This is a genomic window from Chryseobacterium oranimense (assembly GCF_900129755.1).
Classification (GTDB): domain Bacteria; phylum Bacteroidota; class Bacteroidia; order Flavobacteriales; family Weeksellaceae; genus Chryseobacterium; species Chryseobacterium oranimense.
The window spans coordinates 71,663-93,149 of the sequence record NZ_FQWT01000007.1 but is presented as its reverse complement, the minus strand read 5'-3'; the positions used below and the strand labels follow the sequence as shown (position 1 = coordinate 93,149).

Below are 21,487 nucleotides of genomic sequence, written 5' to 3'. Positions count from 1 at the left end.
AAACTTAAATGAAAAACTTTATACAATTGGGATTTGCAGCTTATAAACTAACCAAACCATGAATCGTTGTGAGCAGTCAAACTGAAAATGTTTTTTTAACGCTTGTCAACCGGCACAAAGGCATTCTGTATAAGACTTCCCGTATCTATGCCGATTCGGCGGAAGACCAGGAAGACCTTCAGCAGGAAATCCTGATCCAGCTCTGGAAATCTTACCAGAACTTCAAGGGCAACAGTGAATTTTCCACATGGATGTATCGGGTTGCCATCAATACCGCCATTACCTATCTGAAAAAAGAGAAGCGCCGGACAAATAATCAAGCGGAGGTTCCCCAACATTTTGAAATCCAGCATGAAGACTACAATCCATCAAAGGACAGGCAGCTGGAAATTTTCTACAGCGCAGTCCAGGAACTTAAACCCCTTGAAAAGGCTGTTATCTTCTATTTTATGGAAGGAATGTCTCATAAGGAAATTGGTGACCACTTAGGACTGAGCGAAGGAAACGCCCGTGTAAAACTGAACAGAACCAAAGAAAAAATACAGCAAATCATAAAAAAATCAGGTTATGAATTTTGATCAATTAAAAGAACAATGGAATAATGAGGATAGCAGCAGCGTCCATATTCCCAACACCATAGAGCAGCTAAAGAAAAGCAAGCATCCCATAGAAAAAATCCGTAAAAGCATGAAATCGGAATTTCCAATGCAGGTTATGGCTATCGTTCTTATTGCATTTTTTCCGCAACTGCTGCATTTTCCATCGTCGCAGTATATTATCTACTACACGTCTTATGCTATGCTGGTAGTTATTTCCTCCTATTATATGTACGGATTTTATAAATTTTATAAGCAAACCGAATTATATACGGGAAATACTAAAAACAGTCTCTGGAAGATTTACCACGAACTGAAACTCAATATGGAAAGATACCAGTCATTCGGGTTCCTGCTACTCCCTCATTTTATGATCACATTAGGTATGGAATTCTATAAGATTCTGTCTAAAAAAGGAATGTCTCTTGAAAATATGACAGATTCTTATCAGCGGGCTTTGATTATAAGTGTTCTTGTCGGGACAATAGCGATAGTCATTAATATCGTTTTATGGACGAAATATATTTACGGACGGCAGGCTAAACACCTTGAAAATATCCTGAACGAAACAGACGAATAATTTCTTAATTCCTTCCACTAACAATAACCATGAAACCTCAGATTTGTTCCGGGGTTTCCTTTTTTTTAAAAAATTGTTATTTATCACGCTCAAATTTATCTGAGGTTTTATTTTTCCTTAAATTTGCAGATCAGAAATAAAATGATATGGATTTTGAATTTTTCTGATCCGCTGTCATCTCCTGAATCAATATAATTCTAAAAATATGTTATCAAAAATAAATCCTATACATACCAACAGCTGGAAAGCTCTTGACGAACATTTTGCAGGCAACGACTTTGATATGAGAAGTCTTTTCCAGTACAACCCGAATCGTTTTAATGAATTCTCTCTGCAGAAAGACAATTTCCTTTTTGATTATTCTAAAAACCTGATCGATTCAAGAACCAAAGAGCTGTTGCTTAATCTGGCCAACGAATGCCAGCTGAAAGACGCTATCTCTAAAATGTTTTCCGGTGATAAGATCAATGAAACAGAAGGAAGAGCAGTTTTACATACCGCTTTAAGAGATTTTTCAGATAAAGAGATCATCGTGGACGGTGAAAACATCAAACCGCAGATCAGAAGAGTCCTTGACCACATGAAAGCTTTCTCTGAAAAAGTTATTTCAGGAGAACATAAAGGCTTCAGCGGCAAAGAAATCACCGATGTGGTTAATATCGGGATCGGAGGTTCAGACCTTGGACCGGTAATGGTTGTTTCGGCTTTAAAGCATTTTAAGACAAGATTAAACGTTCATTTCGTTTCAAATGTTGACGGAAATCACATTGCTGAAACGGTTAAAACCCTTAATCCTGAAACCACACTCTTCATCATTGCTTCCAAAACTTTTACCACCCAGGAAACCATGACCAATGCCAATTCGGCAAAAGACTGGTTCCTGAAAGCAGGAAAAGAAAAAGATGTAGCCAAGCATTTCGTAGCCTTATCCACTAACGTTGAAGCAGTTAAAAAATTCGGTATTGCAGAAGAAAATATCTTTGAATTCTGGGACTGGGTTGGAGGAAGATACTCTCTCTGGAGCGCTATCGGCCTGAGCATCGTTCTCGCAGTAGGCTATGACAATTTCGAGCATCTTTTAAAAGGAGCCCATGATACCGACCAGCATTTCCAGACGGCAGATTTTTCTGAAAACATCCCGGTTATAATGGGACTTTTAGGAATCTGGTACCGTAATTTCTATGCTGCAACTACCTATGCAATTCTTCCTTATTCACAATATCTGGACAGATTTGCAGCCTATCTTCAGCAGGGAGATATGGAAAGCAACGGGAAATGCGTTGACAGAAACGGTGAGTTCGTGGAATATGAAACAGGCCCTATCATCTGGGGAGAACCCGGAACAAACGGACAGCATGCCTTCTACCAGCTTATCCATCAGGGAACGGAACTTATTCCTGCTGATTTTATCGCTTATGCAAAAAGCAGCAATGCGGTTTCTGATCATCAGCCGAAACTTTTAGCCAACTTTTTTGCCCAGACTGAAGCACTTGCCTTCGGAAAATCTGAAGAAGAAGTAGAACAGGAATTAAAGAATGAAGGAAAAAGCGAGGAAGAAATCGACAGACTTTTAAATTATAAAGTCTTTCACGGAAACACCCCTACCAACTCTATCTTATTCAAGGAATTAACTCCTTTTTCACTAGGACAGTTAATCGCATTATACGAACACAAGATCTTCGTTCAGGGAGTGATCTGGAATATTTTCAGCTTCGACCAGTTCGGAGTTGAATTAGGAAAAGTTTTAGCCAACAAAATCCTTCCGGAACTTGAAAACGGTGAGACCATCAGTTCTCATGACAGTTCCACGAACGGACTGATCAATTATTATAAAGGAAATAAATAGCCAATGTCCGCATTAAGGTCATATTATTATAAACTTCCTCCCAGCCTGAGGCTTTTGGGGAGAAAGATCTATTATTTCCCGATAGACCTCTACGACGGACTTACCGGAAAAAGATCCAAAAACGAGCCTAAAAAAGGAGATATTTATGTAGGCGGCAGCGATTTCATTCCCCATGGTATCCGGCAGGTAAATGCCCTTAAAAAATATATCGGACTGCAAAATACAGATCACGTTCTGGATGTGGGATGCGGAATCGGAAGAACGGCAGTAGCCCTTACAGAAGTTCTCGACAAAGGAACCTATGATGGTTTTGATGCAGTGGAAAAAGGAATTAACTGGTGTAATAAACACATTGGTAACAAGCATCCGAATTTTAAATTCAAATTCACTCCGATTTATAATGATTTGTACAATACGTTCAGCCAAAAAGCGGAGCATTTTACATTTCCTTATCATGATGCCCAGTTTGACAAAGCATTCCTGTTCTCGGTTTTCACCCATATGCAGATACCTGAGATCAAAAGATATCTTAACGAAATCAGCAGGGTTTTAAAAAGTGACGGCCAATGCCTGGCCACATTTTTTCTGTATGATGAAACCAAAAAGGAATTCGGCACCATGCCATTTCCCCATCAGTATGAAGGCTACAGGCTGATGGACGATAAGGTAACCGCGGCCAATATTGCCGTAAGTATTCCTTTGCTGAATCAGATGGCGGCCGAAGCCGGATTAAAAGTAACCACCATAAAAGGAGGATTCTGGAGAACCGATGTAGAAAAGGAAGGTGCAGATGAATTCCAGGATATTGTTGTATTCAATAAAATCTAAATAAAGTAAAAAAGTAAAAATGGCAGAAATTCTTGACGGACTTAAAGTATCCAAAGAAATAAAAGCAGAGATCAAGGCTGAAGTGGAAAAAATCCTTGAAGGCAGGAAAAGAGCACCTCATCTGGTAGCTATTCTTGTAGGAAACAACGGAGCAAGCAAAGCCTATGTAAACAGCAAAGTAAAAGACTGTGAAGAAGTAGGATTCCGTTCTTCCCTTTTAAAATTTCCAAGCACAGTTTCCGAATCTGAACTGCTGGAAAAAATTGACGAACTGAATAAATCCAAAGAAGTAGACGGTTTCATCGTTCAGCTTCCTTTACCGGATCAGATCGATCAGGAAAAAATCATTATGGCTATTGATCCAAGGAAAGACGTGGATGGTTTCCACCCTGAAAACTTCGGAAAAATGGCTTTGGAAATGGATACTTTCCTACCTGCTACCCCTTTCGGAATTTTGACACTTTTGGAAAGATACAATATTGAAACCAAAGGAAAAGACTGTGTGATTATCGGGAGAAGTAAAATCGTAGGAAGACCTATGAGCATCCTGATGGGAAGAAAAGACTTCCCGGGGAACTCTACCGTGACTTTAACACACTCTTATACCAAAGATATTGAAGAGTATACTAAAAAAGCAGATATCGTTATTACCGCTTTGGGAGATCCTCATTTCTTAAAAGGAGATATGATCAAAGACGGAGCAGTAATAGTAGATGTAGGAATTACAAGAGTAGATGATGATTCACCAAAAGGCTATTACCTTGCCGGCGATGTGGATTTTGACAGCTGTGCAGCCAAAGCAAGCTGGATCACACCGGTACCGGGAGGAGTAGGCCCAATGACCAGAGCCATGCTGATGAAAAACACCATCATCGCATACAAAACTTCGGTCTATAACGACTAATTTTAAAATGAACAAAGAAGAAGATATTTTATTAAAAGAAGGTAAAATGCTCCCTGTGATGGAGCATTTTTACACTTTACAGGGAGAAGGTGCACACACCGGAAAAGCATCCTATTTCATCAGATTGGGAGGCTGCGATGTCGGGTGCCACTGGTGCGATGTGAAAGAAAGCTGGGATCCCAACTTACATCCGCTGATGAATGCAGAGGAAATTGCCGAAACTGCCGCAAAACACTGTAAGACAATTGTTTTAACGGGAGGAGAGCCATTAATGTGGAATCTTGATATCCTGACAGGAAAATTAAAAGAGCTGGGATGCACCATCCATATTGAAACCTCTGGAGCCTATCCGATGAGCGGGCAAATCGACTGGATTACACTTTCACCTAAAAAAACAGGACTTCCAAAAGAAGAAATCTATCAGAAAGCAAGCGAGCTTAAAGTGATCATATTCAATCAGCATGATTTTACCTTCGCACAGGAGCAGGCCGCAAAGGTTTCTGCCGACTGTAAACTGTATATGCAGAGTGAATGGAGCAAACGCGATGAAATGTATCCAAAAATCACTGATTTTATTCTGGCTCATCCGGAATGGCAGGCGTCGGTTCAGACCCATAAATACCTGAATATTCCGTAGATCATTTTTTAATTCACAGAAATGCCGGATCAGTATATTTTTTATTCATATGATTGTTTTTTTGTCTCAAATACTTAAGTAGCAGGTCAAAAGTTTATAATATTCATAGAATCCCGGAATATACCGCAAAAATTATGTACATTAGCTCTTCATATCCGTTATAACACCGATAGATGCAGAGAATTCGATACTCTAGATACCTGAAATCGATTATTATTTTGCTTGACCTTTTGGTTATTGCATCTATCTTTATATTCTTTTTTATAAGCCGGAACGAGCCTTTAAAATACCATGAAGAAACCTGGTATCAGAATATTTTTTCCCTGATATTGCTGTTTTTGTTCTGGATGCTGCTGAGCGGCAGGACAAAAATTTATAATGTTCAGAGGAACCTTACCTATACCCTGTTTCTGGAACGTCTTCTCATCCATTTCCTTACTTTTATATTCGGCGTTCTGCTTATTGGTAAAGTGAGCAAAAATGTATTTTTTAATTCGGATATTTACTGGCTTTCGTTTTATCTTTTTTTCTTTATTTTCCTTTCCAAATCGGTCATCTATTTTACTATAAAATATTTCCGCTCACTGGGGATCAATTATAGAAATGTAATGTTCCTGGGAGAAACGGGATCTACAGAGATTTTAAAGACTATATTCCAGGACAGGAAGGACTACGGATACAAAATATTTGAATACGATAAATCTGACATCAGTCCGAATGAACTGGTTAGCTTCTGGAAGAAAAATGGGATTCACACCCTGTTTTTATCTACGGAGAACCATTTCACTGAAAATGTAGAAACCGAGATCTTCCGCCTTGCCGAAGACAATAAAGTTCACGTCTCACTGATTCCCAGCATTACACAAAGCGATTTTTTCCTGTATGATCTGGGGTACATTCAGACGCAGCCGGTTCTCAGCCAGGCAAAATATCCTCTGGATTATTATTCTAATTTTCTGGTTAAAAGAAGTTTCGATATCGTTTTTTCTATCACCATATTGGTTTTAGTATGTTCCTGGCTGTTCCCAATCATCGCCCTTTTAATAAAAACAACATCAAAAGGACCCGTTTTTTTTGTTCAAAAGAGGTATGGCTTCCACGAAGAAGTATTTTCATGCCTGAAATTCAGAACGATGATCGTTAATAATGAATCAGCTACAAAAACTACAGCGGAAAACGATGTCCGGATCACCAAAATCGGAAAATTCTTAAGGAAAACGAGCCTTGACGAGCTTCCCCAGTTCGTTAATGTTCTGAAGGGCGAAATGTCTATCGTTGGCCCCCGACCGCATATGCTGGCCGTCGACAATTTTTATAGGCCTAAAATAGGGAGATACAGTTTAAGAAGCATGGTATCGCCAGGAATCACGGGACTTGCCCAGGTAAGCGGACTTCGTGGAGATTATGGAGATGTGGAGGTAGAGATGAAAAAGCGTATTCTTGCAGACACATTCTATGTAAGAAACTGGAGTTTTGTGCTGGATCTGGTTATTATTTTAAAAACCTTTTTTCTGGTGATCGGTGGCGATAAAAACGCAAAATAAAGCAAACAAAAGATAAAGAATATGATTGAGGAATCATATTTGCTTGTAAGGTTAAATAAACCTCAGGCATTCCACTGAGCCTTAACCTTAATTAAATAAAAAAAGTCTAATTTAGCAGCATGTTAAAAAAGTTTTTCACAGCAGTAGGAGAATACATTATCCTTCTAGGTAAATCCTTGCAGAAGCCCCAGAAAATGAGGGTTTTTTGGAAGCTGTTCATGAGAGAAATCAATGATCTTGGCGTCAATTCTTTTGGGTTGGTAATCTTCACTTCCATATTTGTGGGAGCTGTAGTCGCGATCCAGATGTTCAATAACTTTGATTCTTCCTCTTTCCCTATTCCGCCTTCTTTTGTAGGATATGCAACAAAAGCGGTTTTGGTTCTGGAATTCTCACCCACCATTATCAGCCTTATCCTGGCAGGTAAAGTAGGATCATATATTGCATCCAGTATAGGAACCATGAGGGTTTCCGAGCAAATCGACGCATTGGATATTATGGGGGTGAATTCTCCCAATTTCCTGATATTTCCTAAAATCATTGCCTGCATCATTTTCAATCCCCTGCTTATTGCCATCAGTATCGTATTCGGTATCGGCGGCGGATATCTTGCAGGTGTCCTTACGGGTAACTGGACGGAGAATGATTATATTGTAGGTATCCAGATGTATATGCCTAATTTATTTGTGTATTATGCATTTATTAAAACCATTGTGTTCGCTTTTATCATTGCTACGGTTCCTTCTTATTTCGGATATAATGTAAAGGGAGGATCACTTGAAGTAGGTAGAGCCAGTACACAGGCTGTAGTGTGGACGATGGTATTTATTATCATTTCGGAATTAATTTTAACCCAATTAATATTAAGCTGATGATTGAGGTAAAAGATCTTAAGAAGAGTTTTGATGAAGTTGAAGTACTTAAGGGAATTTCAACATCATTTGATAAGGGAAAGGTAAACCTGATCATTGGGCAGAGTGGATCCGGAAAAACGGTTTTCCTGAAAAGTTTACTGAATGTGTACCAGCCATCATCAGGAGAAATCCTTTTTGACGGAAGAGATATTAATACAATGACCAGGGACGAAAAACAGCACCTCCGTTCTGAAATCGGAACAGTATTCCAGGGCAGTGCGCTTTTTGATTCCCTTACGGTGGAAGAGAACATTATGTTCCCGCTGGATATGTTTACCAACCTTACTTTCAGGGAGAAAAAGAAAAGGGTATTTGAAGTAATAGGCAGGGTACATCTCGATAAAGCAGGCAGAAAATTCCCTTCTGAAATTTCCGGGGGAATGCAGAAACGTGTTGCCATTGCAAGAGCTATCGTGAACAATCCGAAATACCTTTTCTGTGATGAACCGAATTCCGGGCTGGATCCTTATACATCCAATGTAATTGATGATCTTCTGCTTGAAATCACCAAAGAATACAACACAACAACCATCATCAACACCCACGATATGAATTCCGTGATGACCATTGGTGAGAAAATTGTGTACCTGAGGTTAGGAATTAAAGAATGGGAAGGGAATAAGGATATTCTGATTACTGCGGGCAATAAAAATCTTATTGACTTCGTTTATTCTTCAGAACTGTTTAAAGAGCTGAGAGAATATTTACTTGAAAATAATAAAACGATTGAAAATACAATCACTAAAATAGATGACAATGAAAAAGGTACTTAGTATAGCATTAATCGGGTTTTCAATGTTTGCTTCCGCACAGATTTCTCTGGCAGGAAAAGCTAACCTGATATTCCCGACAGGCTCTCCTTCCTGGAAAAACATTAAAGGAACGGTAAATGATGCAATTGAAGGAACAGGAAAGAACAATGCAGGGTTTAATGTAGGACTTTCCCTGAAAGTGGGGCTTCCGGGTTCATTATATGTAATGCCTGAATTATACTACACGCATTTCAAAAATGAATTCACTACAGAAAATACTACTTTTGATGTAAAAAGCAATCGTCTTGATATGCCTGTTTTGCTAGGCTACAACCTTTTGGGAGATATGCTTGGCGTTTTTGTAGGACCTGTTGCCAGCTATAACCTGAGCAAAGACAATACCTACAATGATTTCAAAGAAAATGTTAAAAACAATTTCACAGTAGGATATCAGTTCGGTGCCCAACTTGAAATCAAAAAACTGATCATTAATGCACGATATGAAGGAGCCTTCAGCAAAGACGAAAGAAACTTTATTAATAGGGTTTCCGGTTCCGAAATCAGATATGACAACAGACCTAACCTGTTTTTAGTAGGAGTAGGCTATAAGTTTAAATAATTTGAAAATAACACTATAAAAAAACCCTCAAAATTCTAAATTTGAGGGTTTTGATTTTTTTGAAGTTCTGCTTCGCGTCTGGCAATTTCCGCCGCCTGCTTTTCCAGTTCCTCTTTTTCTTTCTGTAATTGCTTGAATTCTCTTTTTTTCTCTTCAGCCTTTATGGCGCTTCCCTTGCTTACATACCCTACCAATCCGCCAATAATAAGACCAATTCCCACTCCGGCCATTACTCCCATCATATGTGAGATGGTAATTCCTCCTACTGTAAAATCAGTTGTCAGATAAAAAAGCAATGCCGAAACAGCAAGCAGTATAAGTCCGGTAATTGATAAACTTTTCATAAATATTGTGTTTAAGTGGTTATATTGAAAAAGCCTTACCCAATTTAGTGAAAAATTAAATAAGGCTTTATACAAGATTAAATTTCTGAATAATTATATCTTCCCTCCGGCTGCTTTATAATATTCCAAAGCTTTCGGAAGGTTTTTATTGATATCTGATATCCTTGTTTCCGGATTCGGGTGGGTAGAAAGGAATTCCGGCTGTCTTGCTCCTGATGAAGCTGCCTCCATTCTGTTCCAGAAAGGGATTGCTTCTCTTGGATCGTATCCTGCCATAGACATAAGATACAGACCCATCTGATCTGCTTCCGACTCCTGGTTTCTTCCATATTTCAACAGGGCAACCTGCGATCCGATAGGATATACTTTTTCGAAGATACCGGCCCATTGTGAATTGGAAATGGTTCCGCCTAAAATAGAACCTCCATATTGTGCCACCATAGCCTGAGAAATTCTTTCATTACCGTGTCCGGCCAAAGCGTGGGAAACCTCATGTCCCATTACTACTGCAAGACCGTTGTCATTTTTTGTAACCGGAAGAATTCCTGTATAAACAGCCACTTTTCCACCAGGCATACACCAGGCATTCAGCTCATTACTTTGTATAAGATTGAATTCCCAGTTGTAATTGGCAAGATCTGCGGATCTTCCTATGCTCTGGTAATATCTTTCTGCTGCACTTTTTATTCTGCTTCCTACACTCGTTATTCTTTTTGCATCTGCAGTTCCTGTAATAATCTTAGATTTAGACAATGTCGTTTTATATTCCTGTGCAGACATCGTCAAGATTTCCGAATTATTGGCAATCTGTAATGAAGATCTGCCCGTAATCGGGTTGGTAGTACAAGCTACAGTCGACAGGGCAACTGCTCCTATTCCTAATAGATGTGTAAATTTCATAGTTGTTTGAGTGTTAATAATTCAACATTTACAATTTTTATTCCAAAATGGTTCAGAAGGAATATATTTGCATACAATTTGCTATTTAAATTTAACAATTATTACGGTTATGAAAAAGTATATTTCACTTATATTTATTTTTGGATTTCTTTTTTTATTCCAAAGCTGCTCCTCACAGGCTTCATTAGATTCCAAAACAGTCGATGCACTGGTAAGTTCTGAAGAATTTACTTTTCATGCGCAACATGCAAATCCTATGAATTATGAGGTAATTAATGTGATGGGATCTATACAGAATGCACCTTCAACAAGAATGCTTCAGCTTGACGGAGAAAATTATGGTATAGAGCTTAAAAAAAATAATATGGAAGTGGTTCTTCCCTATTTTGGAAGACAGTTCAATCCTTCATACAATACCGCCGATAACAGCTACCGTTTTACTTCCAAAGATTTCACAATAAGCAAATCCCAGAACAAAAAAGGAAACTGGGTTTTAAAGATCAAACCTAATGATAGACGAAACGTTGACGAAATTATTGTAGAAGTTTTTAAAAGCGGGAAAGCATTTGTTTCTATGAGAAGTAACGACAGACAGCCTATTACCTATGACGGATATCTCTCAAAGAATGAAGAGTCCCCAAAAGAAAAGGAGAAACTTTAGTCTTTAGATAAAAATTTTTCAACGAACAGTTTTGCTTCAGTGCTGGGATTAGAAACCATTTCTGAAGCATTTTTTTTATGCTGTATATAAGCTGCCTCTACAGAATCGCTTCTTTTCATCATGGCAAGAATATATTCCTGAACCCAATATTCAAACCGCTTTTCTGCCTGCCGGGTACGCACTTCATTAAAGCGTCCGGTTTTCTTTTTAAGGTCTATAAACTCATCAATGATGCTGTAAATTTCTCCCAAGCCCTCATTGTGAAGGGCAGAACCTAATAATACCGGAATTTTCCAGCCTTTTTCTTTGGGTGGAATGAAATCCAACGCCCTTTTCAGCTCCAGCCTTGTATTCTTTGCTTTCTGCAGATTATCCTGATCCACTTTATTGATGAAGATAAGGTCTACCATTTCCATAATTCCCCGTTTGATGCCTTGCAGCTCGTCTCCGCCCCCAATAATTTTCAGGAATAAAAATACGTCGGTAATATCGGCCACCAGAACCTCGGATTGCCCTACTCCCACTGTTTCGATCAGGATATAGTCGTAGCCAGCGGCTTCACAGATCATCATGGTTTCAAAAGTGGTGTTGGCAACGCCTCCCAGAAACCCGGAACTAGGAGAAGGACGGATAAAGGCATTTTCTTCTTTGGCAAGTTCCTCCATTCTGGTTTTATCACCTAAAATACTTCCTTTGTTGATCGAAGAGCTTGGATCAATAGCCAGAACAGCTACTTTTTTGCCTTTAGCAATAGCAAGTCTCCCAAAATTCTCAATGAATGTAGACTTTCCTGCGCCGGGAACTCCGGTGATTCCTATTCTTACGGAATTTCCCGTAAAAGGCATGATTTTCTTCAGAAGCTCTTCTGCCTGGGTCCTGTGCTCGGCTTTTTTGCTTTCAACTAATGTAATAGCTTTCCCGATCAGGCGCTTATTGCCTGACCGTATTCCATCGATGAGTTCTTCTGTAGAAAATTTCATTGATTCAAAAATATAAAAATAACCTTCAAACTCCCCTACAAACGGGCATTAATTTTATTTCTTCTAAATTAAAACTAAAGCCTGCTTTATCAACAGGAGAGGGAAATTCCTACATTTGTTATCAATCAAAATTTAAGAAACATGAAAAAAATATCCGCTGCTGCCTTGTTTACCTGCATTTTACTGGCTTCCTGTACTCCAAAAGCCTCTACAGCAGGACCTGCAGGACCAGCCGTATCTACTGCCGAGCAAATAGCGCAGGGAAAAACAATCTTTGAAAACTCCTGCGGAAGATGCCATAAACTTCCGGATCCTGCATCGCATACTTCTGTACAGTGGGTAGGGATCATGAATTCAATGGCTCCGAAGGCAAAACTTACGGACGAGCAGCATCAATGGGTATATGACTATATTGTTTCTGTGAAAAAATAACCAAAAATCAAGATATGGATATGAAAAAAGTAATTCTAAGCATGATCGCAGGTGCAGCATTCATGGTATCCTGCGGACCTAAAAGTACCGCTGTAACAGGCCCAAAATACACTGCATCTGAAAAGCTGGTTCAGGGTAAAACTATTTTTGAAAATTCATGCGCCAAATGCCACAAACTTCCGGATCCTGCCAAGCATGATGATCAGGGATGGATTAAAACTTTAAGCAGAATGGCCCCTAAAGCTAAATTAAGCACTGATCAGCATCAGATGGTGTATGATTACCTTATTTCTGTGAATAAAAAATAAGGTCTCCAGAGTTAAAAAAACAGAAAATTTGTGGGTATAAGCGACAAAAAGCTTATGCCCCACTTTTTTTGAGCTATTTTAAGACAATCCCCAATCCTGGTTTTCCGGAGAGGATTATTTTTCCGTTTTCTACAAAATTTCCTGAGGCATAATCATTGGAGATCAGGTTAGCTCCGTCCAGATCGGCAAAATCGGTGAGTCCTGCAAGCAGGCAGGCAGCGGAAATTCCAACGGTAGATTCGGTCATACAACCGATCATAATTTTATATTTCAATTCTTTGGCCTTGGCAATCATTCCTAGTGCAGGGGTCAGTCCTCCGCATTTCATGAGCTTTATATTGACACTTTTATAGTAAGGGATTAATTCTTCCAGGGAATCTATATTCTGGCAGTCCTCATCTGCCATCCAGTTGGCGAAACCTTCTTTTTTTAAAATTTTATACTGGTCCACCGGCCGCGGCTGTTCCAGGTATGAAAATTTTTGCACTTCAATGTTCTCCTGCAGACAGACACAGTCTTCATCTGTAAAACTGGCATTGGAATCCAATGCTAAATCCCTATTCAACTGCAAAAGCCTGCTGATATCCGGTTTGTTTAACCCTTTACATTTTACCTTAAATTTATTCCACTTGCTTTTTTCAATCTTTTTAATCTGTTCATCTGCACTTCCGACTGATATGGTGATGGAGCTTTGAGCCAGGTTTTCCAGAGGGATGCTGTTCAGCTCAGCAAAGCTTTTATTCTCAAGCTTCCCAAATAAATCCCAATAGGCACAATCTAAGGCAGAAATCAAGAACGGATGCAGATCCAGCCCTGAGAGAAAACGGAAAAATTCTTCCGGATGAACAACAGACTGTCTTTCAAGCAAAGGCTGTATTTCTTTTAATCTGCTGATAAAGCTTTTCAGATCAATCTGGTAATAATCTATAGCAACACATTCGCCGTATCCTTTGCAGTTTAAATGAGATAATTCTATCAGTAAAGCTTCTCTTGTCTCGTAATTTCCATAAGCGATCGAGAAAGTTTCCTTTAACTGAAGTATTTTTATTGTATAACTTATTTTCATATCCTAGCTAATCCAATTCTGAAGTGCTTTAACTTCGACCCATTTTCCATTGATTTTTTTATAAACTGCTGTATATCCGCTTCCATTTAAATAGCCACATGAAGTTGAGCTTTGTACGATACACATTGTTCTATCTTTATTAAAGAAAGGTACTGAGAAACTCCGAATGCAGGTACCTCCAAATTTTTTATTAAACTCAGTCCAAAAATCACTTTTTCTATTTTCATCCAGTTTATGAAGCTCTTCATCAGTTACATACCGCAGTTTTTTGCGAATTTTAGTTTTATCAAGTCGAAAATCAGATACTATTTTTTCCTGATTTTTATAGTAGGCAGAATCATTTTTAGAAAAGACCGGGTCATATTCCAGAACAAATCCCAATGGTCTGGGCTCATCATTATTTTCATCCTTATTAAGATAAACTGTTCTTAATGTACTAACAAGGATGTAAGAGTTATTTTCGAATGATACACTATCGTTATCAATTAATTGATTTAAAACTTCATATCTTAAATTCAGGTCATGATCTTTTGGAACAACCGTTAGTTTTGAATCATTTTTTTTGCATGAGATAATGATCAGCAGAAAGAAGATAATATAAGGCTTCATAAGTTAAATCTACAAAAAAAGAGACCAAAAATGGTCTCTTCCATGATTTTATACCTCATTAATTTATCTTACAATAAGTTTTTCAGTCTGAATTTTTTCACCCTGTTTGATGTGAACCATGTACACTCCTTTTTGGAATCCTTTGGTAGAAACCGCTTTTTTGGATTGAGGATCTCTGGCATCTGAAAAGACTAATTTTCCGGACATATCAAACATTTTTATCTGCACGTCCTGAGAAGATTGGTCTAAATTACCAACAAAGAATTCATCATAAGTCGGGTTAGGGAATACGATAAATTTATTATCCGCTGCTTTAATATCCTGAGTAGATAATGCCGCATTACATTCCGCTGGAACAGTAAAGTCTTCCACCTGATCATTGGCGGTTGCTTTAACTCCTGCTGAAGCATTAACGCCAAGTCCTCTTTTCGCAAATGTTTTCCAGATCATACATTTGTCAAGCCCTCCGTTTCCTACGGCATCTGCCTGAAGGATGGCATCTCTTCCATCAATGAATGTAGGGCTGCATGCCTGCAGCTTAAGACCGTCTACAACGAGCTGCAGAACTTTTGCATTTCCGGAAGTGGTGCTTGCCAGTACATCACTGTTGTATCCATATTTTTCTATGTATTTCCACGTTAAATCCCAAAGCATGGTCGCCCATATAAATCCTATGGCATGAGATCCTGAAACGGTATTTGTTCTTCCATAGGTATAATTATTGATCCCAAAATCAGGCGAGTATTTGGCAAGTCTGATCCCGCCTCCTGTTGTTGGCTGGTCTGCCGAATATGTTGACATTCCTCTGGCCAAAGCTGAAGTGTCACCCGGTCTTGTCGTAAGCATTAATGCAAAGAAATCTGACCATCCTTCACCCATCTGCTCTGCGCTGTTGGCTGTAGAAAGACAGCTGTATCCCTGCCCAGTTAAACGGTTTGAGATACCGTGTCCGTATTCATGAGCAATGATACCGTTATCAAGACTGGAATGTTTGAATCCATTGAAATCATTTCCTAATGTCAAATTGATCGTGTTTCCATTTCCCAGCTCCGTCACCATATACAATCCTTCTGTTTTTCCGATGTTGATGGCAGGAATATTTACCTGGCTTCCTGAGGTTCCTCCTCCCATGCTGACAGGGGTATCCGTAGAAGGTCTGTAAACAATGGCGCCTATTGCTCCTGCATTCTGTGCATTTAATACTTTAAGTCCATATTCACAGGTTACACTTGTTATCACTGCAATTTTACCGGTAAGGCTTCCGGCTGCAGGCGGAGTACAGGCATCCGCAGGTACCGAAACAGCAAGATCACCTGTTACGGTCTGCCCATCAAACAAAAGAGTTCCGAAAGATGCGCTTCCGGTCATTACTTTTGGCCTGCTTACTGCTGTTGAAGGGGAATTATACTGATATCTGGAGATAGGATCTGCCGCAGTTTGCGCCCTGTCCCAAAGATACATCTGCATTCTTGGAGCCTGAAGATAGGTTACACCAGATATTATGGTTTCATATCCCGAACTGAAATTGGCGTTATTCAGGCCGCTTCCATCAAAAGCTTCGGCATTTACAGCATCATTCCCCAGTCCTCCGTTTCCGAAGTTATTGGTCTGATAATTTCTTGCCGACTCTGTAAACCCGAATTTATAAAAGACGTCATGCATCTTATTATTCATATAGAACAAATTGGTGATGGCAGCATCTCTATGTGTAAAAGGATTGATATACCTTCCTTCTGCATAAGGAAAGTCAAAATTTAAAGTAGCTCCGCCACTTGGTGAATAACCTGCAGTATTGGAATTCGTCTGATCCGAATAAGCATATACGTTATTCCCTCTGGTATTGGTATAATTATTAGTCCCGTCAGAATGCCAACCTTGCGGAGATACCGTTATATCCCATGGATTGTTAATAATTGCGCGGGGTCCAAATGTAGGAGCTTCTACAGGAAGAGGGAAAACGTTATAAGAAGCATTGCTGGGAACCAATAAATTGTTTGTCAACGGCTGACTCATTGCACCTGCCAAAGCGGGTTCTTCTGATACCAAATACTGTTCTGCCTTTGCTTCCGAGCCAGTGTCAAAGCTGTCTGCATGAGTAAAATTACAGTCCAGGGTTAAATTATCTTTTGTAAGAATTTCGCCTGTCTCTGCATCAGCAATGACATGCCATACATCAGATGATTTCTTATCTGAAACAAACAATTCTTTTGCTAAAACATAGACTCCGTTTTTTTCAAAATATACATTAGGAAGATAATCTACCTTGGAAATTTCAGTCAGATTAAGTTTTTGCTTAAGAAGATCTTCTGAGAAACGTTCTTTAGCTTTTCCCTGGCTGGCAACAGAAATATTCTTTTTAAAATCATTTTTTTCGGAGATCACCTTATTTTCTTTGATCATCACTTTTCCCAGAGCATTATACACTCTGAGCCCGTCAAAGGTCTGCTGAACATTTACGATATTCACGCCCAGGCTTTTAGAAGGATCTTCATTCAGAATAATAACGCCGGCTTTACTGCTGGTGCCATTTTTCTGGGCTAATTGCCCGCTTTTCTGATAATAGTCCTGAATAAGCCGGTCCGAAATTTGTGCATTCATTTTGCCAAAGGCAAAGAATACGGCCACCGAAAACGGCCATAAAAATAATTTTCTATCCATAAAGTTGTTTTTTCCACACTAAAGTTATGATTTTTTTATGATAATGCCGCATATTCTATCCTTTTTTCAGTAAAAATGATATTAACTATTTTTATTTTTCTTTCCAGGCTTATTTTCCATTTTATTCCTGATAAATTTAGCCCTGCCTTTCAAAAAATCTAACATTGCCTGGTTATAACTGTACTTTCTTGCCTCTTTTAATGGTTCCAGCGATTTTTTATACTCTAATCTGATTTCATACAACAGCGATTTTTGTATCAATATTCTTGCCTTGTCTATTCCTTTTATTTTTAATGCATAGCCGATCAGTTTTTCAGCTTCGTCCAGATCTTCATTATCCAAAAGGCATTTTATATAATGCTGTGGTGTATTGAGATTGGTTACATTACACTGCATAGCTTCTTCAAAATAGGTTTTTGCTTTTTCGTAATCGGCGAGCATTTCGCTGTAAATCCTACCCATCAGGCAAAGACTGTCTGCATCTTCAGGATCATAGGACAAGGCATAGTTCAATGCTTCCAGGCAGTCCGTAAGGTTGTATGGATAATTGTCCAGTGCATCAAAATAATATTTACTTTTAGTTAAGGTCATGTCTATTGTTTTTAAGTTCTTTTTTCAGGATATTTCTTTGTTTTTTGAATGATTTATCCTGATGATTCTTTTTGAAATCTGTTCCGGAAAATGTACGGACCGGATTCCCTCTCTGTACCTGCAGGTGGTTGTTCCAGGTGTCCTGCATTCTTTTTTCAAGCTGTCTGATATAAAGTCCGGTCACCTTTTCTTTCAGACGCATAATAGCCAGCTTTTTGTTTTCCAGCTGCGAACGTGAATCCTGTGCAAATACACTTTCTCCCGTGGGTACATGAACCGCCCGAACAGCTGTATTTACCTTATTCACATTCTGGCCTCCGCTTCCCTGGCTTCTCGTAGTCTGAAACTGAATATCTTTTTCGTTGAAATGGACCTGTTCGAGTTCTTCCAGTTCGAAAACACCGATAAACCAGTTGCTTCTTTTGTGCAGCTTCCTGAATGTACTTTTCCCGGTCCAGCATATGCTTCCTAGCCACGTTTTTAAAAATTCCGTCAGATCTTTTGCTTTTAAAAGAATGGTTGCGGATTTCAGGGTCATGTTTTCATCACCGTTTTCACGATGGATGATTTCATAATCTATTTTATTATTTTTTATCTCTTCAAGGAAGACCTTAAGAACTTTTGCAGTCACCCACTGGCATTCCAAAGGCCCTCTTCCTGAAGTTATCTGTATGAGTTTTTCCATTTTTTAATTTAATTTTGGCATTGCACTTAATGCAGGGTGCCCTATAGGATCAATTCCTTTCTGTAATAATTCTTTGGCAGCCATGACAGCCCAGCATTTGTCACTGGAATGAATATTCCTGTAAAATGTCAGCAAGAGTTCAGGTTTAACAACACTAAAACCATTAATTTCAATAGTTTCCAGATCCTTTCTTTCAAAAAAATCGATGGTAACCCTATGAGACTTTCCGTTCTCAGGCTCTATTGTTTTCTCGTATCTGCGAAAGTTTTCGTCACTCTGCAGATGATCATACCGTGTCCATACTTTCTGAAACCCCTCCTGCTGAAGGATTATCACAGCTTCTGCTGCATTTTCTTTTGTTACAAAAACGTCAATATCCTTATGGTCATGGGCATGTTTATATTCCGTATGGCCTTCTTGTGACATAAAATGCCAGGCCCAGCCACCTGATATAATGACTTTCTTTTTCAATTTATTTAAAATTTCAAGTCCGTGCAGGATTCTGAATTCCGGCCAGACTTCTCCGTATCTTTTTATGTTATGAGGTGCTCCCATTTTTTTAATTTTAAAATAATTCTTTATTAAACCTTATAGGTTTTTGAAACCTATAAGGTTGTAAAGTTTAAGACTCATTATTTGTCCATTCTCACAATTCTGGGCTGAAATGTTCCAAGGATATCCACCAATTCGCTCTGAGCATTCATCACTTCGTGAATGTCTTTGTAAGCCATTGGCGCCTCTTCTGTATTTCCTCCTATCAGAGTAACTTTCTTCAGCTTCAGCTCTTTTTTGATGTCATTCTGAGTAAAAAGGCTTCTGCATTCCCCTCTTGAGTGAGCTCTTCCCGCTCCATGTGATGCCGAATTCAGTGAATCCGGATTTCCTTTTCCACGGACGATAAAGCCTTTAGCCGTCATAGAACCCGGAATCATTCCCAGTTCGTTTACATTAGCCGGTGTAGCTCCTTTCCTGTGAACAATTACTTCCTTTCCGTTATGAATCTCCTTCCATGCAAAATTGTGATGATTTTCAATTCTTGCCTTGACTCTTCCTCCGACTGCTTTTACCAGTCTTCTGTGAATATCATCGTGACAGGCAGAGGCATAATCTCCGGCAAGATTCATCGCAGTCCAGTATTCCAGGCCGAGATGGGTACTGAGATCCAGCCAGGCAAACTGCTGGGCTTCTTTTGGCAGCGGACACTGGTCTGCAGCCACTCTTGAGTAATACTGGGCAATTTCTGCTCCCAAGCCTCTGGAACCACTGTGTGAAAGGATTCCCAGATATTTTCCTTTCGGTAATCCGATCTGGTCATCTTCTTCCGTGATTTCCACTTCCCCGAATTCTACGAAATGATTTCCGCCTCCGGAAGACCCCATCTGTTTAATGGCTTTTCCTTTTAATCTTCTCAAAATTGGGATCATATCGAAGGTATCTCTCTCAAAGATTTCATGATCAATATGAGATTTATGGGTTTCATACATCCCGAATTTGGTGTGCTCTGCAAGGGCTTTTTCATATTTGTCCCTTGCCCCGTCAAGATATGAAACTGGTATATCCAGAATACTGAGGCTCATCCTGCAGCCGATATCCATTCCAACTCCATAAGGGATTACGGCGTTTTCTACTGCGAGAACACCTCCTATCGGAAGTCCGTAACCGCTGTGGGCGTCTGGCATTAAAGCGCCTTGTGTTGATATTGGCAGCTTTAAAGCGGTGTACAGCTGGTTTTTTGCTTCTTCAGAAATGTTGTTTCCAAAGATCCGGAAAGAAGCACGCTGGGTATTGAGCATTCTTTTTTCTGTTTTTCTGGATGAAAGCAGCGATTCTGCAATCTGTCCGAAAGTCAGGTCTTTTTCAAAGTTTTCAGGGTTCAGGAGGATTTCTTTTAAAATAGATCTTACATGATGAATATTCTTCGTTGCAAAATTTCTTTTCATAACCTCCAGAGCCACATTGACGCTTTGATTATTCGGATAACCGAGTTTTAATATATCTTTTCCTTTTAGTTTTAAATTTCCCATTGTTTTATTTTTAAGACATAAGATGCCAGACACAGGATTCAAAATTTTGATCTGTGCATATTCTTTTTATCAACTAAAATACTAGTTGAACTAAATTTGTAATGAAGACAATACGTTGAATCCTAAAAAGGTTCAATACTTATATTCTTCTGATATTGAAAAAATTTCGGGGAAACTTGTTTGAGTTTGAAATATTGCGCAATAAAAACCCGAAATCTTTGCGACTCCGGGTTTTGATATTTCGTTGTACTATTATTCTAAGAGTATACCAAACCACGAAGCCTTACCACTGTAAGCGGTAATCCAACTGTAGAATTCTGATTAAATCTGAACATTTGCTTCGTTGTTTTTAATGGATTAAACTTGATTTTCAGGTGCAAATATATTAATTTTTCTGAATATCCAAATTTTTTAATAAAAAAAAAGCCTGGATAAATAATCCAGACTTATATTTTTTGAGTGATTAATCTTTCGATCCTAAGCTGTCCATCTCATCATCCATTCCTTTAACTTCATTGGAGTGATATACTCTTTCTGATCCGAGAAAGTAAATGTTATGTCTTGCTTTGGCAATGATTCCGTTATATTCCTGCTCTGTCATGCCTTCAGGAATGGTATCGCGGGGTTCTGATGGTCTCCGATAGACTTCAAGTGCACCGTTTTCATTTAAAACAGACTTGGCTACTTTTGCCCGCTCGAGGTCATCCGTGTACACAATAACATTGCTTCTTCCTATGCTATGTTTGCGATAGGCTTCCAACATTTCTGCATCGTGAGCAAAGACATAGTCAAAAAATCCTTTCGTCTGCTCGTCTTCCTGATGATCAGTTGACATTCCACTTTCTACTCTGGACTTTGAGATAATAATATCTGCTTCGTCAAATCCTTTTTCTTTTAAATTTTTTTTAATTTCCTCTGTATCTACAGTCACCGGAAATACTGAAACTACTGTATAAGCCATAATGAAATTTTTCATTAAACTATACAAAAGCCATGCAATTTATCCTTT

24 protein-coding genes are annotated in these 21,487 nt (G+C 38.9%); 13 read left to right on the top strand and 11 right to left on the bottom strand.

All coding sequences use genetic code 11. The features are described 5' to 3' along the window. The first annotated feature begins 68 nt into the window (after nucleotides 1-68). The 10 genes from BUB03_RS18395 to BUB03_RS18350 all read left to right on the top strand — a co-directional run bounded on the left by BUB03_RS18395 (nucleotide 69) and on the right by BUB03_RS18350 (nucleotide 9,220). Nucleotides 69-578 (top strand): RNA polymerase sigma factor, encoded by a 510-nt coding sequence (locus tag BUB03_RS18395; protein WP_040999514.1) that lies wholly within the window; start codon nucleotides 69-71, stop codon nucleotides 576-578. Further along, a complete protein-coding gene (locus BUB03_RS18390; protein WP_073065931.1) occupies nucleotides 568-1,176 on the top strand; it encodes a hypothetical protein in 609 nt (202 codons plus the stop codon). Before BUB03_RS18395 ends, BUB03_RS18390 begins: the two co-directional genes overlap by 11 nt. Before the next feature lie 205 nt (nucleotides 1,177-1,381). Further along, on the top strand, nucleotides 1,382-3,022 hold the full coding sequence (pgi, locus tag BUB03_RS18385) for a glucose-6-phosphate isomerase (RefSeq protein WP_073065929.1): 1,641 nt from the start codon (nucleotides 1,382-1,384) through the stop codon (nucleotides 3,020-3,022). 3 nt (nucleotides 3,023-3,025) lie between these two features. Next, a complete protein-coding gene (locus BUB03_RS18380) occupies nucleotides 3,026-3,850 on the top strand; it encodes a class I SAM-dependent methyltransferase (protein WP_083539005.1) in 825 nt (274 codons plus the stop codon). Between the two features lie 19 nt (nucleotides 3,851-3,869). After that, nucleotides 3,870-4,754 carry a bifunctional 5,10-methylenetetrahydrofolate dehydrogenase/5,10-methenyltetrahydrofolate cyclohydrolase gene (locus BUB03_RS18375; RefSeq protein WP_040999522.1) on the top strand — a complete coding sequence of 295 codons (885 nt, stop codon included), beginning with the start codon at nucleotides 3,870-3,872 and terminating at the stop codon, nucleotides 4,752-4,754. 7 nt (nucleotides 4,755-4,761) lie between these two features. Then, nucleotides 4,762-5,391, top strand: coding sequence for a 7-carboxy-7-deazaguanine synthase QueE (locus tag BUB03_RS18370; RefSeq protein WP_040999524.1), 630 nt, complete (start codon nucleotides 4,762-4,764; stop codon nucleotides 5,389-5,391). Nucleotides 5,392-5,564: 173 nt separating this feature from the next. After that, nucleotides 5,565-6,935 (top strand): exopolysaccharide biosynthesis polyprenyl glycosylphosphotransferase, encoded by a 1,371-nt coding sequence (locus BUB03_RS18365; protein ID WP_073065926.1) that lies wholly within the window; start codon nucleotides 5,565-5,567, stop codon nucleotides 6,933-6,935. Between the two features lie 119 nt (nucleotides 6,936-7,054). Further along, entirely contained in the window at nucleotides 7,055-7,807 is a 753-nt protein-coding gene (locus BUB03_RS18360; RefSeq protein ID WP_040999526.1) for an MlaE family ABC transporter permease, read from the top strand. Continuing rightward, nucleotides 7,807-8,622 (top strand): ABC transporter ATP-binding protein, encoded by an 816-nt coding sequence (locus tag BUB03_RS18355; protein ID WP_040999527.1) that lies wholly within the window; start codon nucleotides 7,807-7,809, stop codon nucleotides 8,620-8,622. Before BUB03_RS18360 ends, BUB03_RS18355 begins: the two co-directional genes overlap by 1 nt. Then, a complete protein-coding gene (locus tag BUB03_RS18350) occupies nucleotides 8,606-9,220 on the top strand; it encodes an outer membrane beta-barrel protein (protein WP_073065923.1) in 615 nt (204 codons plus the stop codon). The genes BUB03_RS18355 and BUB03_RS18350 overlap by 17 nt, the downstream gene beginning before the upstream one ends. 35 nt (nucleotides 9,221-9,255) lie before the next feature. Here the strand turns inward: BUB03_RS18350 and BUB03_RS18345 are convergent, their stop codons facing one another. Beyond that, nucleotides 9,256-9,564 carry a hypothetical protein gene (locus BUB03_RS18345; RefSeq protein WP_040999529.1) on the bottom strand — a complete coding sequence of 103 codons (309 nt, stop codon included), beginning with the start codon at nucleotides 9,562-9,564 and terminating at the stop codon, nucleotides 9,256-9,258. Nucleotides 9,565-9,657: 93 nt separating this feature from the next. Then, nucleotides 9,658-10,464, bottom strand: coding sequence for a M48 family metallopeptidase (locus tag BUB03_RS18340; RefSeq protein WP_040999530.1), 807 nt, complete (start codon nucleotides 10,462-10,464; stop codon nucleotides 9,658-9,660). Between the two features lie 109 nt (nucleotides 10,465-10,573). Here BUB03_RS18340 and BUB03_RS18335 point away from each other — a divergent pair, with 109 nt between their 5' ends. Next, on the top strand, nucleotides 10,574-11,125 hold the full coding sequence (locus BUB03_RS18335; RefSeq protein ID WP_040999531.1) for a DUF4251 domain-containing protein: 552 nt from the start codon (nucleotides 10,574-10,576) through the stop codon (nucleotides 11,123-11,125). Here the strand turns inward: BUB03_RS18335 and meaB are convergent. Then, nucleotides 11,122-12,105 carry a methylmalonyl Co-A mutase-associated GTPase MeaB gene (gene meaB, locus BUB03_RS18330; protein ID WP_073065921.1) on the bottom strand — a complete coding sequence of 328 codons (984 nt, stop codon included), beginning with the start codon at nucleotides 12,103-12,105 and terminating at the stop codon, nucleotides 11,122-11,124. The two genes, BUB03_RS18335 and meaB, sit on opposite strands and share 4 nt — an antisense overlap. Nucleotides 12,106-12,246: 141 nt before the next feature. Here meaB and BUB03_RS18325 point away from each other — a divergent pair, with 141 nt between their 5' ends. Beyond that, nucleotides 12,247-12,537 carry a c-type cytochrome gene (locus BUB03_RS18325; RefSeq protein WP_040999536.1) on the top strand — a complete coding sequence of 97 codons (291 nt, stop codon included), beginning with the start codon at nucleotides 12,247-12,249 and terminating at the stop codon, nucleotides 12,535-12,537. A gap of 20 nt (nucleotides 12,538-12,557) precedes the next feature. Further along, nucleotides 12,558-12,845, top strand: a complete 288-nt coding sequence (locus BUB03_RS18320) for a c-type cytochrome (protein WP_040999647.1) — start codon at nucleotides 12,558-12,560, stop codon at nucleotides 12,843-12,845. A 73-nt stretch (nucleotides 12,846-12,918) separates the two neighbouring features. On the opposite strand, the gene BUB03_RS18315 is transcribed toward BUB03_RS18320, so the two are convergent. The 8 genes from BUB03_RS18315 to BUB03_RS18280 form a co-directional block, all read right to left on the bottom strand. Then, the gene (locus BUB03_RS18315; protein ID WP_073065919.1) at nucleotides 12,919-13,911 is read right to left on the bottom strand and encodes an enolase C-terminal domain-like protein; all 993 of its coding nucleotides are present in this window, start codon (nucleotides 13,909-13,911) and stop codon (nucleotides 12,919-12,921) included. Between the two features lie 3 nt (nucleotides 13,912-13,914). Continuing rightward, complete coding sequence (locus BUB03_RS18310) at nucleotides 13,915-14,520, bottom strand: hypothetical protein (RefSeq protein WP_073065916.1); 606 nt, start codon at nucleotides 14,518-14,520, stop codon at nucleotides 13,915-13,917. A gap of 63 nt (nucleotides 14,521-14,583) precedes the next feature. Beyond that, nucleotides 14,584-17,178: a T9SS-dependent M36 family metallopeptidase gene (locus BUB03_RS18305; protein ID WP_073065913.1), complete on the bottom strand. Its 2,595-nt coding sequence runs from the start codon at nucleotides 17,176-17,178 to the stop codon at nucleotides 14,584-14,586. 81 nt (nucleotides 17,179-17,259) lie between these two features. Continuing rightward, nucleotides 17,260-17,769, bottom strand: coding sequence for a tetratricopeptide repeat protein (locus BUB03_RS18300; RefSeq protein ID WP_073065910.1), 510 nt, complete (start codon nucleotides 17,767-17,769; stop codon nucleotides 17,260-17,262). Next, a complete protein-coding gene (prfH, locus tag BUB03_RS18295; protein WP_073065908.1) occupies nucleotides 17,756-18,454 on the bottom strand; it encodes a peptide chain release factor H in 699 nt (232 codons plus the stop codon). Before prfH ends, BUB03_RS18300 begins: the two co-directional genes overlap by 14 nt. A 3-nt stretch (nucleotides 18,455-18,457) precedes the next feature. Beyond that, nucleotides 18,458-19,009, bottom strand: a complete 552-nt coding sequence (locus BUB03_RS18290) for a hypothetical protein (RefSeq protein WP_073065905.1) — start codon at nucleotides 19,007-19,009, stop codon at nucleotides 18,458-18,460. Between the two features lie 77 nt (nucleotides 19,010-19,086). Then, a complete protein-coding gene (locus BUB03_RS18285; protein ID WP_073065903.1) occupies nucleotides 19,087-20,478 on the bottom strand; it encodes an RtcB family protein in 1,392 nt (463 codons plus the stop codon). Between the two features lie 463 nt (nucleotides 20,479-20,941). After that, nucleotides 20,942-21,439 carry a hypothetical protein gene (locus BUB03_RS18280; protein WP_139258923.1) on the bottom strand — a complete coding sequence of 166 codons (498 nt, stop codon included), beginning with the start codon at nucleotides 21,437-21,439 and terminating at the stop codon, nucleotides 20,942-20,944. Between the last annotated feature and the right edge of the window lie 48 nt (nucleotides 21,440-21,487).

Excerpts from the sequence above, each read along its gene's own strand:
- BUB03_RS18390 (WP_073065931.1), top strand. The coding sequence starts at position 568 with ATGAATTTTGATCAATTAAAAGAACAATGGAATAATGAGGATAGCAGC.
- BUB03_RS18375 (WP_040999522.1), top strand. The coding sequence starts at position 3,870 with ATGGCAGAAATTCTTGACGGACTTAAAGTATCCAAAGAAATAAAAGCA.
- BUB03_RS18355 (WP_040999527.1), top strand. The coding sequence starts at position 7,807 with ATGATTGAGGTAAAAGATCTTAAGAAGAGTTTTGATGAAGTTGAAGTA.
- BUB03_RS18325 (WP_040999536.1), top strand. The coding sequence starts at position 12,247 with ATGAAAAAAATATCCGCTGCTGCCTTGTTTACCTGCATTTTACTGGCT.
- BUB03_RS18380 (WP_083539005.1), top strand. The coding sequence starts at position 3,026 with ATGTCCGCATTAAGGTCATATTATTATAAACTTCCTCCCAGCCTGAGG.
- prfH (WP_073065908.1), bottom strand. The coding sequence starts at position 18,454 with ATGGAAAAACTCATACAGATAACTTCAGGAAGAGGGCCTTTGGAATGC.
- BUB03_RS18280 (WP_139258923.1), bottom strand. The coding sequence starts at position 21,439 with ATGGCTTATACAGTAGTTTCAGTATTTCCGGTGACTGTAGATACAGAG.
- BUB03_RS18370 (WP_040999524.1), top strand. The coding sequence starts at position 4,762 with ATGAACAAAGAAGAAGATATTTTATTAAAAGAAGGTAAAATGCTCCCT.
- BUB03_RS18340 (WP_040999530.1), bottom strand. The coding sequence starts at position 10,464 with ATGAAATTTACACATCTATTAGGAATAGGAGCAGTTGCCCTGTCGACT.
- BUB03_RS18350 (WP_073065923.1), top strand. The coding sequence starts at position 8,606 with ATGAAAAAGGTACTTAGTATAGCATTAATCGGGTTTTCAATGTTTGCT.
- BUB03_RS18310 (WP_073065916.1), bottom strand. The coding sequence starts at position 14,520 with ATGAAGCCTTATATTATCTTCTTTCTGCTGATCATTATCTCATGCAAA.
- BUB03_RS18285 (WP_073065903.1), bottom strand. The coding sequence starts at position 20,478 with ATGGGAAATTTAAAACTAAAAGGAAAAGATATATTAAAACTCGGTTAT.
- BUB03_RS18315 (WP_073065919.1), bottom strand. The coding sequence starts at position 13,911 with ATGAAAATAAGTTATACAATAAAAATACTTCAGTTAAAGGAAACTTTC.
- meaB (WP_073065921.1), bottom strand. The coding sequence starts at position 12,105 with ATGAAATTTTCTACAGAAGAACTCATCGATGGAATACGGTCAGGCAAT.
- BUB03_RS18365 (WP_073065926.1), top strand. The coding sequence starts at position 5,565 with ATGCAGAGAATTCGATACTCTAGATACCTGAAATCGATTATTATTTTG.
- pgi (WP_073065929.1), top strand. The coding sequence starts at position 1,382 with ATGTTATCAAAAATAAATCCTATACATACCAACAGCTGGAAAGCTCTT.
- BUB03_RS18335 (WP_040999531.1), top strand. The coding sequence starts at position 10,574 with ATGAAAAAGTATATTTCACTTATATTTATTTTTGGATTTCTTTTTTTA.
- BUB03_RS18300 (WP_073065910.1), bottom strand. The coding sequence starts at position 17,769 with ATGACCTTAACTAAAAGTAAATATTATTTTGATGCACTGGACAATTAT.
- BUB03_RS18360 (WP_040999526.1), top strand. The coding sequence starts at position 7,055 with ATGTTAAAAAAGTTTTTCACAGCAGTAGGAGAATACATTATCCTTCTA.
- BUB03_RS18320 (WP_040999647.1), top strand. The coding sequence starts at position 12,558 with ATGAAAAAAGTAATTCTAAGCATGATCGCAGGTGCAGCATTCATGGTA.
- BUB03_RS18345 (WP_040999529.1), bottom strand. The coding sequence starts at position 9,564 with ATGAAAAGTTTATCAATTACCGGACTTATACTGCTTGCTGTTTCGGCA.
- BUB03_RS18305 (WP_073065913.1), bottom strand. The coding sequence starts at position 17,178 with ATGGATAGAAAATTATTTTTATGGCCGTTTTCGGTGGCCGTATTCTTT.
- BUB03_RS18290 (WP_073065905.1), bottom strand. The coding sequence starts at position 19,009 with ATGGGAGCACCTCATAACATAAAAAGATACGGAGAAGTCTGGCCGGAA.